Origin of the sequence: Pseudomonas sp. PHC1, assembly GCF_046487845.1 — a bacterium.
Taxonomy (GTDB): Bacteria; Pseudomonadota; Gammaproteobacteria; order Pseudomonadales; family Pseudomonadaceae; genus Aquipseudomonas; species Aquipseudomonas sputi.
This window is the reverse complement of record NZ_JBJXHJ010000003.1, coordinates 378,619-393,723: the sequence shown is the minus strand read 5'-3', so window position 1 is coordinate 393,723 and position 15,105 is coordinate 378,619. Positions and strand designations below refer to the sequence as shown.

Here is a 15,105-nt window from a genome sequence, read left to right as displayed (position 1 = left end):
TTCAACGGTTCGACCACAACCATACAACAACGTGCCTCGACCGGGCACCCGCGATCAGGGTAGCGGAGAAAAACAAGTGGAGGTCGTCAGTGAACGAAAGGATAGACGCAGGCTTCAGACGTTGAAAATTCGCATTGAAATCTGCCCGGCATCCTCCGGCATGAACAGATGAGCAATGCCCTCGGCATCAGTTCGGCGCTGGGTGGGAACCCCATCGATGGTTGCAATGTAGGCCTGCAGCGGCAATGGCTCGCCGGTCATGCTGTCGACCAGACGATAGATTCGCGGTGTTCGGGTGGGTTGAGCCGGTGGATTGTTCATCAGGTCGAGCACCGCCTGATCGAAGGCTGCCTGGGCAACCGGCCATTCGCTGTAATCGGCTTCTGACCTGAGCAACCGCCAGTCGCCGCGCTCGATGTGCTCCAGTACTTCGCTGTCCAGATCGAGCATCAGGCCTGCCCGCAGTTGATCGAGACCTTCGAGGGGTTGCCTTTCCAGCAATACCTTGCAAACCCGCTCCAGCGCCTGATCCACCGGATAGACATGCAGGCGCTCGTTTTCGGTCAGGTGCGAATGGTGAACCAGCCTCATCCCTGGCCCTCGCTCTGCCACTCATCCGAGCCCATTGTCCGGCTGATCTCATGCCGCCAGTAGATGCGCCGGTAACTGAAGTGGACTTTTTCCCGTTGTGTCAGGTGCGCTGTGACTGGGTCCTGGCAGTCGGGCATAAAGACCTCGGCGCTGACGATCTGCGCGTCCTCCAGTTCAATCGTATAGAAGTGCTCCTGAGTACCGTGGGCCGATGTTCGATAGAACTCCAGACAACACTTGCTCAGCCGTTCACCGGAACACAGGGCGACCTGGATCAGCGGCGACGCTTTGTCGATGGTTTTGGTGATGACCAGCGGCTTGTGCATTCGCCGCCCGGCACCCGCGCCGTTGGGCAGGAGAATGCCGTGGCTGAAGGCCTGAACCATGATCTTGTCCTCACGCCCGTTCTGGTAGCTGTTGCCCACCGACGGTTCGGTGAAGGCACCGGCGCTGATCAGGCCCTGGCGGCTGCCAAGAATGGTCATGAAGGCTGGGGTTGGCATGGTATTGCTCCTTTTTTGGGTTGCGGCGGGGGAAAGGGGTGGGGTTCTTCGTAGAGGTCTTCCGTTTCCTCGAATCTCCAGGGTCTGCTGAGCTCTAGAGTGATGAGATAGCGCTCCTGATCGGGGTGTCTGGAGTCGGCGAATCGTCCAAGAAACAACATCGCTTCGTACTGCTCGCCGGCCTTCCAGTAAGTGGTACCAGTCCGTACCCCCGGCCTTAGAAAGGCCCGCCACTCGGGGGTGTCCGCGATGGTGGGATTGTGCCGCGTCCCCATGGGTTTCCACCCTTTCGCGCACCATTGGGCTTGCAGATCGAGAACGACCTTCAAGGCATCTTCAATCAGCAACGGTTCGACCTGGGGAGACATACGAATATTACCGACCACGTCACCCTTGAAAGTGAACGTAAAGAACCGCGCCAGCGGCGTTTCGAAACCGTACTGCGGATCGACAAATCGCAGGCGCGCATCTGTCCTGGAAGCGCCACCCCAGACGCGCCTGCCAACATGGCCCCATATAACGAGGGGTGCGGTCGAATGGTCACGCATGTATTCATACGTTCCTCCAACGGACATGGCGATCACAGAATCGCCCCACAGAGGCTGTGTCAATTGACGTGCAGCAGCCACTGCCAAAACACCACAAAACCCCAGCCATGCCCAACAACGCCATCTGGACAGACAGGCACGCAAGCGCATCAAGCGCCCTCCAAGGCAGCAATCTCACGGATGGATTGCGCCAGTGCGTCTCTGTTGCTGTCATTGAGCATCTGGTGAAAACGGGCTGCGGCCCGCAGGACAAACGCCATTCGCTGATCGAGATCGGACAGGTCCGCCAGCGGGTTGCGGCCAAAATCGATGGTGCGACCGTCATCGACCCGCTGACATTGACTGGAGAGGGTCAGCTCGATGGCCTGGGCTACACCGGAAGGGAAGCCGGTCACGTAGGAAAAATGGTTGCTACGCAGCAGCATTACCAATTGACGGTTTTCGTAGATGCTCGGCTGAAGAATGTTTTGCTGTTCGTGCCAGGCCAGATGTTGCACGCTTGAGGCAATGTTTCCCGCCTCAATGGCCTCGAAGGCATTCAAGACTTGTTCAAACGCCTTCCCAAACGGGAGCGTTTCCTGACTTACCGGCCAAAGCACGGGAAACTTTGCGTACCCATAAATGCCTTCGCGTGCCCTCAAACACTTCTTCAACTCCGCCAACCCTCGCACCGCATAAAACTGATGCAGCGGATAAACGTCCAGAAACAGCGTGGTATTGCCCATCGCCATCATGTCGTACACATGCCGGAACTGTTGCTGCACCAATGACAGCTCTTCACCCGAAGTACGCAAATCCAGCGAAGGCACAGGGTTGCGCGCCCTCGCCTCTTGGTAATCCCCCCAGTCCTCGGCCTGTCGGGGCATTTTGTCCGGAGTGAGCAGCCCGGACTCACGGCGCCCGCCCCGCACCCGCTGCCGCGCCTCATGCTCCTGGCGGATCAGCTCGATACTGTCCGCCGCATGCAGCAATCCACAACCGACCTGCTTGGACGCGAACGCCGCCAGCCCGGCCCACTGGAACCGCGAGTCATGCAGCCACAGTCGGGCATACGCGGCGTTGATCGCCCGATTGCGCTGCACGGGATCGGCGATCAACACGCCGTCAGGAGCGACGATTTTTTCCGCCTCCCGCTGATAGGCACGCCAAAGGCACTGGCACGTCAAAACCGGTACCTCGGTCACCCTCACCCGTTCGCCATACAACCTCTCTTCATTGCACTCGCAGTCGGCGACCGGCGTGATGCTGTGATTCAGGCGCTGGGCATCGCTGGGGTGTTTGTTGAAACACTGGGCCATGTTCGGGCAAACATCCGGTAGGGGTTTCCCTGACCCTACCAGCGCAAAACCCTTGCGAAACCGACCTTGGGAAAAATCAGAAAGCCCTGACAGACGATGACCATCCAGTGCGGGGGAAGCGTCCTCAAAAGCCTTGAGAAACATCCTTTAAGGCCCGGTTCACGGGCACTTGATCGACGAGCAAGTCCCGGACAAAACCGCCCAGTCAGAAACTGAATGGTGACGCACAGCAGATTATTGACGTACGACACTCATGTAAGGGAAAAGAGGTGCTAGCATAGAGCCACCAGTCGATCTCAGCATGCAGCCTAACTAGTAGTCAGGATATGACCGAGCCAGAAGACCCCAGCCGTGAGCGCCTCAAGCACCACTTTGCCCAGCGGGTAATTCATCAGGCACGTCAGATTCTTGAGATATGGCAGCGCCTGCAACGCAGTGAGTGGTCCACTGCCGATCTCGCCGAACTGAGCGAGGCCAATCTGCGCCTGCTGCGTTTTGCCGAGCGCTTCGAACAGCCCGAACACACGCAGCTGGCCCGCCACATCAGCCAGTCGCTGGAAGCGGTGGATGCCAATCGCGGACGCCTGAGCAGCGGCCTGATCACCGACCTCAACCGTTTGATGCAGCGCCTGTCGCGCACCGGGCTGCGCCATGGCGATCAGCTCGATCAGACCTTCCTGCCGCCCCTGCGCAAACCGATCTACGTGATGCTGCAGGATCACGACCGCGCCGAGCGGCTGGCCAAGCAGCTGGAGTTTTTCGGTCTGAGCGCCCAGGCGCTGGACAGTGTGTCGGCGTTTCGCTCCTCGATGGTCGAGCGCCTGCCGGCCGCGATCGTCATGGACGTGGATTTCAGCGGTGCCGGCGTCGGCCTGAAACTCGCCGCCGAAGCCCAGCAGGGTCTGGAAGAACCGCTGCCGCTGCTGTTCTTCAGTCTGCACGAAACCGACACCCCGACCCGCCTCGCGGCGGTACGCGCCGGAGGCCAGGAATTTCTCACCGGCACCCTCGAAGCCTCGAGCCTGCTGGAGAAGATCGAAGTCCTGACCTGCGTCGCCCAGTACGAACCCTATAAAGTGTTGATCATCGACGACTCCCGCGCCCAGGCACTGCACACCGAGCGCCTGCTCAACAGCGCCGGGATCGTCACCCGCACCCTGATCGAACCGATCCAGGCCATGGCGGAGCTGGCGGACTTTCAGCCGGACCTGATCATTCTCGACATGTACATGCCGGCCTGCACCGGCACCGAACTGGCCAAGGTCATCCGTCACAACGACCGCTACGTCAGCGTGCCGATCATTTACCTGTCGGCCGAAGACGATCTGGACAAGCAGCTCGACGCCATGAGCGAGGGCGGCGACGACTTCCTGACCAAGCCGATCAAGCCGCGTCACCTGATCACCACCGTGCGCAACCGCGCCGCCCGCGCGCGCAACCTGAAAGCGCGGATGGTCCGCGACAGCCTCACCGGCCTGTACAACCACACCCACATTCTGCAATTGCTCGAAGACTGCTCGTTCCGCGCCCGCCGCGAGAACAAGCCGCTGAGCTTTGCCATGCTCGACATTGATCACTTCAAACGGGTCAACGACAGCCACGGCCACCCCATGGGCGACCGCGTGATCAAGAGCCTGGCGCTGTTCCTCAAGCAGCGTCTGCGCAAGACCGATTTCATCGGCCGCTACGGTGGCGAAGAGTTCGCCATCGTCATGCCCGACACCGATATAGAAGCCGCGCACAAAGTGCTCGATGAAATCCGCCAGCGCTTTGCCGAGATTCACTATCCGGCCCAGCCGCAGGATCTGTGGTGCACCTTCAGCGCCGGCGTGGTGGAGATGCGCGACGACTCCGACAGCCTGATGATGGCCAGCCAGGCCGACGAGGCGCTGTACCGCGCCAAGGGCGAAGGACGCAATCGGGTGCAGACCGCGCGCGACTCAAAGCAAAGTGCCACTTTTTCATCGGAATCGACCCAATCGGTCATAACCCTGTAACAGAACCGCAATAAATTCAGGCGCTTACCATTCTGCCGTTGGTAGCCGTCATGCGCCTGAAGTTGCTCACCAATCTCAATACTCTGTTGCTGGTCGCCGTCTGCGTGGCTCTCGGTGCCACGCTGTGGTGGTCGCAGAAAGCTCTGGAACGCCCGTATCTGTTGATGGAGCGTTACCTGGGGCTGTCGCAGCAATTTCAGAATGACGTGGCACGCAATGTCGAGGATTACCTGGCCAGTGGCGACGCCCTGCGTCTGAGCAGCGCCAGTCAGGCCATCGATCATTTGCAGAAAGAACTCGGCGAGTTGCCGCCCGCCCTGGCCGACACCCTGCGCCCGAGCCTCACCGACCTCGATGGATTCAGCAAGACCGACCTGCTGGCCGCCGGCAAACTGGCCGGTGACCCACAAGCCCTGCTGTTGCAGGCCGAGCGCGAATTGAGCGCCAGCCTTGATCAGCTCAGCACCTACGCCGGCGGCAACGCGACCTACCTGACGCCCCTGCTGATTGCCTCCCAACAACTGGGCAAACTGTCGCTGGCCCGGGACAAACTGGTCAGCAGCGGACGCAGCGAACTGGCCGCCGATGTCGAGCGCGAAGTCAGCAACATCCGCGCCCAGGCCCAAACGATTGACGCCCTGCCCTTGCTCGGCGTGGTCGCCAGCAGTGAATCCGGCAGCGACGACTTCGCCGCGATGATGGGCATCGAAAGCACAGAAAAAGCCGCCGCCGAAGACGCCGGCGTCGGCCTCAAACGCGAACTCAACAGCCTGCTCGGTCGTTATCCGGCGGAGCTGGCGCGCACCCGCGATCAGATCCAGAAACGCACCGACCTGAGCACCGCGACCCACCAGAAAATCGCTGCCGTGCAGCAAGCCATCGCCGGTCTTGAACCAGTGGTGCGCGCCCAGCACGGGCAGATCCAGGGCGAAGTACGGCTGATGCAAGGCGTGATGATCGGCCTGATTCTGCTGATCGCGCTGCTGATCGATACCCTGCAACGACGCTTGGCCCGAACCTTGACCAACCTCGCGCCGGCGCTGTCGACCTGGGCCGAAGGCGACTTCAGCCGCGATATTCACCTGGGCAAGACCAACCGCGAGCTGCACGACATCGAAGCCTCGCTCAATCGTCTGCGCGCCTATCTGGTGGATCTGGTCGGAACCATTCGCGGCAATGCCGAGCAGGTGGCGGGCAGCAGCCGCACCCTCGCCGAGCTGAGCAATGACTTGCACAGCGGCGCCGAACACCAGGCCGGCGATACAGCGCTGATCCGTGACTCCCTCGGCGAACTGGAAGCGACCATTCAGCAAGTGGCCGGCGATGCACGCCAGGCCGCCGATGCCAGCCGCCATGCCGGGCTCGCCGTCGAACACGGGCAACAAGTGATCGGCCAGAGCCTCACCGGCCTGCACGCGCTGGTCGGCGAAGTGCAAGGCAACGCGCAAATGATCGAACACCTGGCCGAAGAGTCGGCGACCATCGGCGGCGTGCTGACGGTCATTCGCTCGATTGCCGACCAGACCAACCTGCTGGCGCTCAACGCGGCGATCGAAGCCGCCCGCGCCGGGGAAATGGGGCGCGGATTCGCCGTGGTGGCCGAGGAAGTGCGCTCGCTGGCGCAACGCACCGCCGGCGCCACCGCAGAAATCCAGACCCTGATCGCCGGCCTGCAAACTGCAGCGAGGCAATCGGTCGAGGGCATGCGCGCCCAGGTCGAACACGCCGAGGCTACGGCCAATCAGGCGCAATCGGCAGACGGTGCGCTGGACAGGATTGTCGGCGCGATCCAGACCATCTCCGACACGGCCATCCGCATCGCCGACATCACCGCGCAACAGAGCGGCGCGGTCAGCGAGATCCGCGATCACAGCGAACGGATTCACCAGTTGGGCGGGGACAATCTGCTGCGCATCGGCCAGGGTCGCGAGCAAGGCGAGAACCTGCTGTTGCTCGGCGGTCAACTGCACACCGCCGTGCAGGCGTTCCGCGTGTGACACACAGCGCAGGGCCAAGTCCGCTATCATTCCCACACCTCTGATTCGCGAGATTGTCATGCGCCGTCTGCTCTGCCTGCTGTTTTTCGTCTTCGCCCTGCCGGCCGGCGCCGCCGGTCTGTTCGACAGCAAGCCCAGCGCCACGCTGGGCTCGGTCAACAACAGCGCCGATTTCCTGCCGGTGCGCGAAGCCTTTCAACTGAGCCTGGTCGAGAGCACGCCGCAATCGGTCAAGCTGCGCTTCGTCGCCAGCGAAGGCTATTACCTCTACCGCCATCGCTTCCAGTTTCGTGCCGAGCCTGCCGAAGTGAAACTCGGTGCCGCACAACTGCCCCAAGGCGAGCAGAAGCACGACGAGTATTTCGGCGACGTCGAGGTCTACCACGGCATTCTCGATGTGCAACTGCCGCGCAATGATTCCCGGGCGTTCACGCTGGCCGTCACCTATCAGGGCTGCGCCGACAAGGGCTTGTGCTATCCACCGGAAACCGAACGCCTGAGCATCGAAGGCAACGCAGCGCCAAGCGACGCGTCCGCTCCAGTGACGGGCTGGGACTGGCGTGATCTGGCGCTGTTCTTCCTGGCAGGCCTGGGGCTGACCTTCACGCCCTGTGTATTGCCGATGCTGCCGATCCTGTCCGGAGTGGTGTTGCGCGGTCAGGTCGGCGGATGGCGTGGTTTCAATCTGTCGCTGGCTTATGTGCTGCCGATGGCCGCGTGCTTTGCGCTGCTCGGGGCCTTGATGGGGCTGTTCGGTGCGCAACTGAATCTGCAGGCACGGCTGCAATCGGCGTGGGTGCTGGTGCCGTTCGCGATGTTCTTTGCGGTGTTCGCGCTGGCGATGTTCGGCGTGTTCGAGCTGAAACTGCCGCACTTCATCAGCAGCCGCCTCGACCGGATTGCCGGGCGCACCGAAGGCGGCTCGCTGTGGGGCGCGGCGGTGCTGGGTGTGGTGTCGAGTCTGCTGGTCTCGCCGTGCGTTTCCGCACCGCTGGCCGGCGCACTGCTTTATATCAGCGCCAGCGGCGATGCGCTGGGCGGTGGCCTGAAGCTGTTCATGCTCGGCCTGGGCATGGGCGCGCCGCTGTTGCTGGTGGCCACCGGCGGCGCGGCGTGGCTGCCGAAAAGCGGGCCGTGGATGATGTACGTGAAGAACGGCATCGGCGTGTTGCTGCTCGGGCTGGCCATCGGATTGCTCAGCCGGGTACTGCCGGGGCAGATCACGTTGCTGCTGATCGGCTTGCTGGCCGGTGGTGTCGGCCTGTTCCTCGGTGCTCTGGAATTCGTCTACAAACCGCCGCGCAAACGCCTCGGCCAGTTGTTGGGGATGTTTCTGCTGTTTTATGCGCTGGCCTGCTGGTACGGCGCGTTCAGCGGGCAGACCGATCCGTTGAATCCGATAGCCCCGGCGCGCCTTGCCGAGAGCGGCGCGACCGCACAAAACAGCGGTTTGTGGCAGACCGTCAGTACCCCGGCGGAATTGGACCGGGTGCTGCTCGAAGCGAAAACCGCCGGCACCCCGCTGCTGCTCGACTGGTACGCCGACTGGTGCATCAGTTGCAAAGTCATCGAGCACGAAGTGCTCAATGACGCCACGGTCGTGGATCGGCTGAAGGGCTATCGCTTGATCCGCTTCGACATCACCGAAAGCAATGCTGAGCAACGCACCCTGCTGGATCGCTACAGCCTGTTCGGCCCACCGGCGCTGATGTTCTTTGGCAAGGACGGGGTGGAACGTCGCGATGTGAGGGTGATCGGCGAGATCAACGCCAGCGACTTCGCCGAACGTGTTGCCAAAGCGAATGACCGGATTTAATCGGTCGGTCACATATTTTGCGCAAACATCGGACATCGTGCTGGCTATTGCAGAGAACTGGACAGTCACAAAGTCTTTGCGGCATAGTCGCCGAGTTCTGACGAAGGCTCACCCATAACAAGGAACACGCAGATGGCAACGCTACTGGTGCTGCACGGCCCCAACCTGAACCTGCTCGGCACCCGGGAGCCCGGGACCTACGGGTCGACCACCCTGGCGCAGATCAATCAGGATCTGGAACGCCGCGCCCGCGAAGCCGGCCATCATCTGCTGTATCTGCAAAGCAACGCCGAGTACGAATTGATCGATCGCATCCACGCCGCACGCGGTGAAGGCGTCGACTTCATTCTGATCAACCCGGCAGCATTTACACACACAAGTGTCGCATTACGTGACGCGCTGCTGGGAGTGAGCATCCCATTCATCGAAGTGCATTTGTCCAACGTGCACAAACGCGAACCTTTCCGCCATCACTCCTACTTCTCCGACGTAGCGGTAGGAGTGATCTGCGGCCTTGGCGCCAGCGGTTATCGACTGGCCCTGGAGGCTGCACTAGAGCAGCTTGAACACCAAGCTATACGCCCCTGACCGACCCTTGGGAGTTGATGATTCATGGATATCCGTAAAGTTAAGAAACTGATCGAATTGCTGGAAGAGTCCGGCATCGACGAGCTCGAGATCAAGGAAGGCGAAGAGTCCGTACGCATCAGCCGTCACAGCAAGACCCCGGCGCAGCAGTACTACGCTCCGGCTCCGATGCAGGCTCCGGCCGCTGCACCTGCCGCCGCTGCCGCTCCGGTGGCTGCTGCAGCCGCCGCTCCAGCTGCCGCTGCTGCTCCAGCGCTGAACGGCACCGTGGCCCGTTCGCCGATGGTCGGCACCTTCTATCGCAAATCTTCGCCAACCTCGCCGTCCTTCGTTGAAGTCGGCCAGACCGTGAAGAAAGGCGACACCCTGTGCATCGTCGAAGCCATGAAGATGATGAACCACATCGAAGCTGAAACCAGCGGTGTGATCGAGTCCATCCTCGTCGAAGACGGCCAGCCGGTTGAGTACGACCAACCGCTGTTCACCATCGTTTGAACTGCGGAGAGCCTTTGATGACTGCGAAGTTGGAAAAAGTTCTGATCGCTAACCGCGGTGAGATCGCCCTGCGGATTCTGCGTGCCTGCAAAGAGATGGGCATCAAGACCGTCGCCGTTTACTCCAAGGCCGACAAAGAGCTGATGCACCTGGGTCTGGCAGACGAATCCGTCTGCATCGGCCCGGCTTCTGCCGCGCACTCCTACCTGCACATCCCGGCAATCATTGCGGCCGCTGAAGTGACTGGCGCCACCGCCATTCACCCAGGCTACGGTTTCCTCGCGGAAAACGCCGACTTTGCTGAGCAGGTCGAGAACTCCGGCTTCGCCTTCATCGGCCCGAAAGCCGAAACCATTCGCCTGATGGGCGACAAGGTATCGGCCAAGCACGCGATGATCGAAGCCGGCGTGCCAACCGTTCCAGGTTCCGACGGCCCGCTGCCGGAAGACGAGGAAACGGCGCTGCGCATCGGTCGTGAAGTCGGCTATCCGGTGATCATCAAGGCCGCCGGCGGCGGTGGTGGTCGCGGCATGCGCGTGGTGCACAAGGAAGAAGACCTGATCGCCTCGGCCAAACTGACCCGCTCCGAAGCAGGCGCGGCGTTCGGCAACCCGATGGTCTATCTGGAAAAATTCCTGACCAACCCGCGTCACGTCGAAGTGCAGGTTCTGTCCGACGGCCAGGGCAACGCCATCCATCTGGGTGACCGCGACTGCTCGCTGCAACGCCGTCACCAGAAAGTTCTCGAAGAAGCGCCGGCACCGGGCATCGACGAGAACGCGCGCAAGGAAGTCCTGGCTCGCTGCGTCAAGGCGTGCATCGACATCGGCTACCGTGGCGCCGGCACCTTCGAGTTCCTGTACGAGAACGGTCGTTTCTACTTCATCGAAATGAACACCCGTGTTCAGGTGGAGCACCCGGTTTCGGAAATGGTCACCGGTATCGACATCGTCAAGGAGATGCTCAGCATCGCCGCTGGCAACAAGCTGTCGTACACCCAGGACGATGTGGTCATCCGCGGTCACTCGCTGGAATGCCGAATCAACGCCGAAGACCCGAAAACCTTCATGCCGAGCCCGGGTACGGTCAAGCATTTCCACGCACCAGGCGGCAACGGCGTTCGCGTCGATTCGCACCTGTACAGCGGTTATGCCGTTCCGCCGAACTACGACTCGCTGATCGGCAAGCTGATCACTTACGGCGCGACCCGCGACGAAGCCATGGCCCGCATGCGCAATGCCCTGGACGAAATCGTGGTCGACGGGATCAAGACCAACATCCCGCTGCACCGTGATCTGACCCGCGACGAAGGCTTCTGCAAAGGGGGCGTGAACATTCACTACCTCGAGCACAAGCTGGCTGGCGACAAGCACTAAGCTTCAGCCCGCACCTGACAAGGCCGCCTTCGGGCGGCTTTGTTGTTTCCGAAGGTTTCATCTGCTCACACATTCCCCGTTCCCACAAAACCGTCGCGCTCGCGTAAACTTGCGCGCTTCTCGCAGGCCGCTAGGCTGCAATCAATCTTTTTCACAGGTGCCCGCCATGCCTTGGCTGCAAGTCCGTCTCGCCATCAGCCCAGAACAAGCCGAAACCTACGAAGACGCTTTCCTTGAAGTGGGCGCCGTTTCGGTGACCTTCATGGATGCCGAAGATCAGCCGATCTTCGAACCGGAACTCAATACGACCCCGCTGTGGGCGCACACCCACTTGCTGGCCCTGTTCGAGGGCGGCACCGAAGCCGCCCCGGTACTGGCCCATCTGGAACTGCTGACCGGCAGCCCGCTGCCCGAGCATCACAGCGAAGTGATCGAAGACCAGGACTGGGAACGCAGCTGGATGGATGGTTTCCAGCCGATGCGCTTCGGTCAGCGCCTTTGGATCGTGCCGAGCTGGCACGCCGCGCCGGAACCGGACGCGGTCAACCTGCTGCTGGACCCGGGCCTGGCGTTCGGTACCGGCACCCACCCGACCACCGCGCTGTGCCTGGAATGGCTGGACGGCCAGGACCTGAAAGACTGCAACGTGCTGGATTTCGGCTGCGGCTCGGGGATTCTGGCCATCGCCGCCCTGCTGCTCGGCGCCAAGGAAGCCGTGGGCACCGACATCGACGTGCAGGCGCTGGAAGCCTCTCGCGACAACGCCGGGCGCAACAACATCGCTGACGAGTTGTTCCCGCTGTACCTGCCGCAAGACCTGCCGCAGGTCAAAGCCGACGTGCTGGTGGCCAACATCCTCGCCGGTCCGTTGGTTTCCCTGGCACCGCAACTGTCCAGCCTGGTCAAATCCGGCGGGCGTCTGGCGCTGTCCGGGATCCTCGCCGAACAAGGTGACGAAGTCGCCGCCGCCTACGCGCAGGACTTCGATCTCGACCCGATCGCCAATCGCGATGGCTGGGTGCGCATCACCGGCCGTCGGCGCTAGAATGACCGCCTGCTCAATCCGGATCGCCGCATGACCGACAGCTTCGTCACCCAGTGCCCGCATTGCCAAACCAGTTTCCGCGTCAGCCACGCTCAGTTGAGTGTGGCCCGCGGGGTGGTTCGTTGCGGCTCCTGCCTGCAAGTGTTCAATGCCGCCAAGCAATTGCTGGAGCAACACGCTGGCAAGGAAGCTGTCACGCCGGTGGCGCCGTTAATCAGCGAGCCGGCGCCTGTCGAGCCATCGGCCATCGTCGAAACGCCCGAACCACGCGCCATCAGCCAGAAGCAACGGAGCGCCGCCGAGCTGGATCTGGACAGCCTGGACCTGGACGAAGAACTGGCCCGCCTCGAGCAACGGGAAATCCAGCCGACCACCGAGCTCGGTCGCCCGCGCGAAGATGCCCTGAGCGCTCGCCGCGACAGCCACGAACCGGAAGAGACGACGTGGCCGGACAGTCTGTTCAGCGAACCGGCGGATGAGCGCACACCAGAGGTCGAAGAGACACCCGAAGTCATCGAGCCCGAGCCGCTCCGACCGGAGCGCACCGAGCCCTCGCTGTCGCTGGAGCCGGTGGATCTCGATGACGAACCGCCAATTCCGCCAATGCGCCTGCACGATCCGATCGACCCGAATGCCCGACGCGAACGCCTGTCGGCCAGCGACGACATGGATGACGAACGGCCACTGATCGTGCCTGCGCGCAAAAAACGCGAACGCGTCGAAACCAGTGCGCGCGCCGAAGCGTTGCAGGACCTGACCGACGATCCGCTGCAACTGGACTGGCAGAAACGCCGCTCGCCCTGGGGCCGTCGCCTGCTCTGGCTGTTGCTGATCGCGCTCGCCGCCGCCGGTCTGGCCGGACAGTACATCGCCTATCACTTCGACGAACTGGCGCGCCAGGATCAATACCGGCCGTGGTTCCAGCAACTGTGCCCGCAAATCGGCTGCACGGTGCCGTCCAAGGTGGATATCGCCAAGATCAAGAGCAGCAACCTGGTGGTGCGCAGCCACCCGGAGTTCAGCGGTGCGCTGGTGGTGGACGCGATCATTTACAACCGCGCCCCTTTCTCGCAGCCGTTTCCGCTGCTGGAGCTGCGCTTCGCCGACCTCAATGGCCACCTGATCGCCAGTCGTCGCTTCAAACCCGGCGAATACCTCAACGGCGACCTCGAAGGCATGGCGGAAATGCCGCCGCAGACGCCGATCCACATCGCGCTGGACATCCTTGATCCAGGCCCGAAAGCCGTGAACTACAGCCTGAGTTTCCACTCGCCCGAGTGAAACGCTTCACCGCTCCCCGATTGACGGCAGATTTCTGACTGCGCAGCGCGCGACCAAACCGGCGGTAATAACAGAATAACTGTTCAGATTTTGTTCAATTCAGCCTTTATCCAGTCATCGAGAGCGGGTATCATGCCAACCCTTTTTCGAACTCTCATGATCCGGCCCCACTTCAGGGAAGTCCTATGTCGGCGGTACGCATCGGCCCATATACATTGCAGAACGGCTTGATCCTCGCCCCGATGGCGGGCGTCACCGACCAGCCCTTTCGTCAGCTGTGCAAGCGTTTGGGCGCAGGGCTTGTAGTCTCGGAAATGGTCACCAGCGACATGAGCCTGTGGAACACCCGCAAGTCGCGCATGCGCATGATCCACGAAGGTGATCCCGAGCCACGCTCGGTGCAGATCGCCGGTGGCGATGCGCAGATGCTGGCGGATGCGGCCCGGGCCAACGTCGAGCTGGGCGCGCAGATTATCGATATCAACATGGGTTGCCCGGCGAAGAAGGTCTGCAACAAGGCCGCCGGCTCCGCGTTGTTGAAGGATGAGGCACTGGTTACCGAGATCCTGCATGCCGTCGTGGCGGCGGTTGATGTACCGGTGACCCTGAAGATCCGCACCGGATGGGATCGTGACAACAAGAACGGCCTGACGGTGGCGAAGATCGCCGAGCAGGCCGGGATCACGGCGCTGGCGGTGCATGGCCGCACCCGCGCCGACCTGTACACCGGCGAAGCCGAGTACGACACCATTGCCGCGATCAAGCAGGCAGTGTCGATTCCGGTCTTTGCCAACGGCGACATCGTATCGCCGGAAAAGGCCCGCTACGTGCTCGACGCGACCGGTGCCGATGGCCTGTTGATCGGCCGGGCCGCCCAGGGGCGGCCATGGATTTTTCGTGAGATCGAACACTTCCTGCGTACCGGCGAAAAACTGCCGGCGCCGGAGCTGATCGAGGTGGAACGCATTCTGCTTGAGCATCTGGCCGCCCTCCACGCCTTCTATGGGGACGTGATGGGCGTGCGAATTGCCCGCAAACATGTGGGCTGGTATCTCGCAACCTTGCCGGGCGCCAGGGAATTTCGCGCCCACTTCAATCGTTTGGATGGTACGGAAACACAATGCGCCAACGTTCGGGAGTTCTTCGCCGAGCGTTACAAGAGCCTGACAGGGGACGGAGAAGGGGTGGCCGCATGACGATGATGACCGAGACTTTAGTGAGTGGAACAACACCCGTGAGCGACAACGTGAATTTGAAACAGCACCTCAATACCCCGAGCGAAGAAGGCCAGACCCTTCGCGGGAGTGTCGAGAAGGCGCTGCACAATTATTTCGCCCACCTTGAGGGCGCGTCCGTCACGGACGTGTACAACCTGGTGCTCTCCGAAGTCGAGGCTCCCCTGCTCGAAAGCGTGATGAACTACGTCAAGGGCAACCAGACCAAGGCCAGCGAGCTGCTCGGACTGAACCGTGGCACGCTGCGCAAGAAACTCAAGCAGTACGATCTGCTGTAAGCATTCAATCAAACCAGAAAGGCGCCCGCGTAAAACCGGTCGCCTTTTTTGCTGACT

Annotated in this window: 14 protein-coding genes; 10 read left to right on the top strand and 4 right to left on the bottom strand. The window is 61.7% G+C overall.

Annotated features, from left to right (window positions below):
• Positions 1-114: 114 nt before the first annotated feature.
• Genes ACKJSM_RS06760 through ACKJSM_RS06745 form a run of 4 tightly spaced genes read right to left on the bottom strand, consistent with a single transcriptional unit; the run spans position 115 to position 2,940 of the window.
• On the bottom strand, positions 115-591 hold the full coding sequence (locus ACKJSM_RS06760) for a hypothetical protein (protein WP_410237034.1): 477 nt from the start codon (positions 589-591) through the stop codon (positions 115-117).
• Positions 588-1,094 (bottom strand): Hcp family type VI secretion system effector, encoded by a 507-nt coding sequence (locus ACKJSM_RS06755; RefSeq protein WP_410237032.1) that lies wholly within the window; start codon positions 1,092-1,094, stop codon positions 588-590. The genes ACKJSM_RS06760 and ACKJSM_RS06755 overlap by 4 nt, the downstream gene beginning before the upstream one ends.
• The gene (locus ACKJSM_RS06750; RefSeq protein ID WP_410237031.1) at positions 1,073-1,792 is read right to left on the bottom strand and encodes a hypothetical protein; all 720 of its coding nucleotides are present in this window, start codon (positions 1,790-1,792) and stop codon (positions 1,073-1,075) included. Before ACKJSM_RS06750 ends, ACKJSM_RS06755 begins: the two co-directional genes overlap by 22 nt.
• Positions 1,792-2,940 (bottom strand): DUF2515 family protein, encoded by a 1,149-nt coding sequence (locus ACKJSM_RS06745; protein ID WP_410237070.1) that lies wholly within the window; start codon positions 2,938-2,940, stop codon positions 1,792-1,794. The genes ACKJSM_RS06750 and ACKJSM_RS06745 overlap by 1 nt, the downstream gene beginning before the upstream one ends.
• Positions 2,941-3,266: 326 nt before the next feature.
• Between ACKJSM_RS06745 and gcbA the strand changes: the two genes are divergently transcribed.
• From gcbA to fis, 10 genes are all read left to right on the top strand, one after another.
• A complete protein-coding gene (gene gcbA, locus ACKJSM_RS06740; RefSeq protein ID WP_410237029.1) occupies positions 3,267-4,937 on the top strand; it encodes a diguanylate cyclase GcbA in 1,671 nt (556 codons plus the stop codon).
• Between the two features lie 50 nt (positions 4,938-4,987).
• Positions 4,988-6,934, top strand: coding sequence for a methyl-accepting chemotaxis protein (locus tag ACKJSM_RS06735; protein WP_410237028.1), 1,947 nt, complete (start codon positions 4,988-4,990; stop codon positions 6,932-6,934).
• 58 nt (positions 6,935-6,992) lie between these two features.
• Positions 6,993-8,750, top strand: coding sequence for a protein-disulfide reductase DsbD (locus tag ACKJSM_RS06730; protein ID WP_410237026.1), 1,758 nt, complete (start codon positions 6,993-6,995; stop codon positions 8,748-8,750).
• 132 nt (positions 8,751-8,882) lie between these two features.
• The gene (gene aroQ / locus ACKJSM_RS06725; RefSeq protein ID WP_064593231.1) at positions 8,883-9,338 is read left to right on the top strand and encodes a type II 3-dehydroquinate dehydratase; all 456 of its coding nucleotides are present in this window, start codon (positions 8,883-8,885) and stop codon (positions 9,336-9,338) included.
• A 24-nt stretch (positions 9,339-9,362) separates the two neighbouring features.
• A complete protein-coding gene (accB, locus tag ACKJSM_RS06720) occupies positions 9,363-9,833 on the top strand; it encodes an acetyl-CoA carboxylase biotin carboxyl carrier protein (protein ID WP_064379210.1) in 471 nt (156 codons plus the stop codon).
• 17 nt (positions 9,834-9,850) lie between these two features.
• Entirely contained in the window at positions 9,851-11,209 is a 1,359-nt protein-coding gene (accC, locus tag ACKJSM_RS06715) for an acetyl-CoA carboxylase biotin carboxylase subunit (protein WP_085655569.1), read from the top strand.
• Between the two features lie 166 nt (positions 11,210-11,375).
• Entirely contained in the window at positions 11,376-12,254 is an 879-nt protein-coding gene (gene prmA, locus ACKJSM_RS06710; protein ID WP_236182375.1) for a 50S ribosomal protein L11 methyltransferase, read from the top strand.
• Between the two features lie 30 nt (positions 12,255-12,284).
• Entirely contained in the window at positions 12,285-13,535 is a 1,251-nt protein-coding gene (locus ACKJSM_RS06705; protein ID WP_410237024.1) for a DUF3426 domain-containing protein, read from the top strand.
• A 185-nt stretch (positions 13,536-13,720) separates the two neighbouring features.
• Positions 13,721-14,731 (top strand): tRNA dihydrouridine synthase DusB, encoded by a 1,011-nt coding sequence (dusB, locus tag ACKJSM_RS06700; protein WP_007951027.1) that lies wholly within the window; start codon positions 13,721-13,723, stop codon positions 14,729-14,731.
• A complete protein-coding gene (gene fis / locus ACKJSM_RS06695) occupies positions 14,728-15,048 on the top strand; it encodes a DNA-binding transcriptional regulator Fis (RefSeq protein WP_002555375.1) in 321 nt (106 codons plus the stop codon). The genes dusB and fis overlap by 4 nt, the downstream gene beginning before the upstream one ends.
• Positions 15,049-15,105: the final 57 nt, after the last annotated feature.

Excerpts from the sequence above, each read along its gene's own strand:
- ACKJSM_RS06760 (WP_410237034.1), bottom strand. The coding sequence starts at position 591 with ATGAGGCTGGTTCACCATTCGCACCTGACCGAAAACGAGCGCCTGCAT.
- ACKJSM_RS06755 (WP_410237032.1), bottom strand. The coding sequence starts at position 1,094 with ATGCCAACCCCAGCCTTCATGACCATTCTTGGCAGCCGCCAGGGCCTG.
- ACKJSM_RS06750 (WP_410237031.1), bottom strand. The coding sequence starts at position 1,792 with ATGCGCTTGCGTGCCTGTCTGTCCAGATGGCGTTGTTGGGCATGGCTG.
- ACKJSM_RS06745 (WP_410237070.1), bottom strand. The coding sequence starts at position 2,940 with ATGGCCCAGTGTTTCAACAAACACCCCAGCGATGCCCAGCGCCTGAAT.
- gcbA (WP_410237029.1), top strand. The coding sequence starts at position 3,267 with ATGACCGAGCCAGAAGACCCCAGCCGTGAGCGCCTCAAGCACCACTTT.
- ACKJSM_RS06735 (WP_410237028.1), top strand. The coding sequence starts at position 4,988 with ATGCGCCTGAAGTTGCTCACCAATCTCAATACTCTGTTGCTGGTCGCC.
- ACKJSM_RS06730 (WP_410237026.1), top strand. The coding sequence starts at position 6,993 with ATGCGCCGTCTGCTCTGCCTGCTGTTTTTCGTCTTCGCCCTGCCGGCC.
- aroQ (WP_064593231.1), top strand. The coding sequence starts at position 8,883 with ATGGCAACGCTACTGGTGCTGCACGGCCCCAACCTGAACCTGCTCGGC.
- accB (WP_064379210.1), top strand. The coding sequence starts at position 9,363 with ATGGATATCCGTAAAGTTAAGAAACTGATCGAATTGCTGGAAGAGTCC.
- accC (WP_085655569.1), top strand. The coding sequence starts at position 9,851 with ATGACTGCGAAGTTGGAAAAAGTTCTGATCGCTAACCGCGGTGAGATC.
- prmA (WP_236182375.1), top strand. The coding sequence starts at position 11,376 with ATGCCTTGGCTGCAAGTCCGTCTCGCCATCAGCCCAGAACAAGCCGAA.
- ACKJSM_RS06705 (WP_410237024.1), top strand. The coding sequence starts at position 12,285 with ATGACCGACAGCTTCGTCACCCAGTGCCCGCATTGCCAAACCAGTTTC.
- dusB (WP_007951027.1), top strand. The coding sequence starts at position 13,721 with ATGTCGGCGGTACGCATCGGCCCATATACATTGCAGAACGGCTTGATC.
- fis (WP_002555375.1), top strand. The coding sequence starts at position 14,728 with ATGACGATGATGACCGAGACTTTAGTGAGTGGAACAACACCCGTGAGC.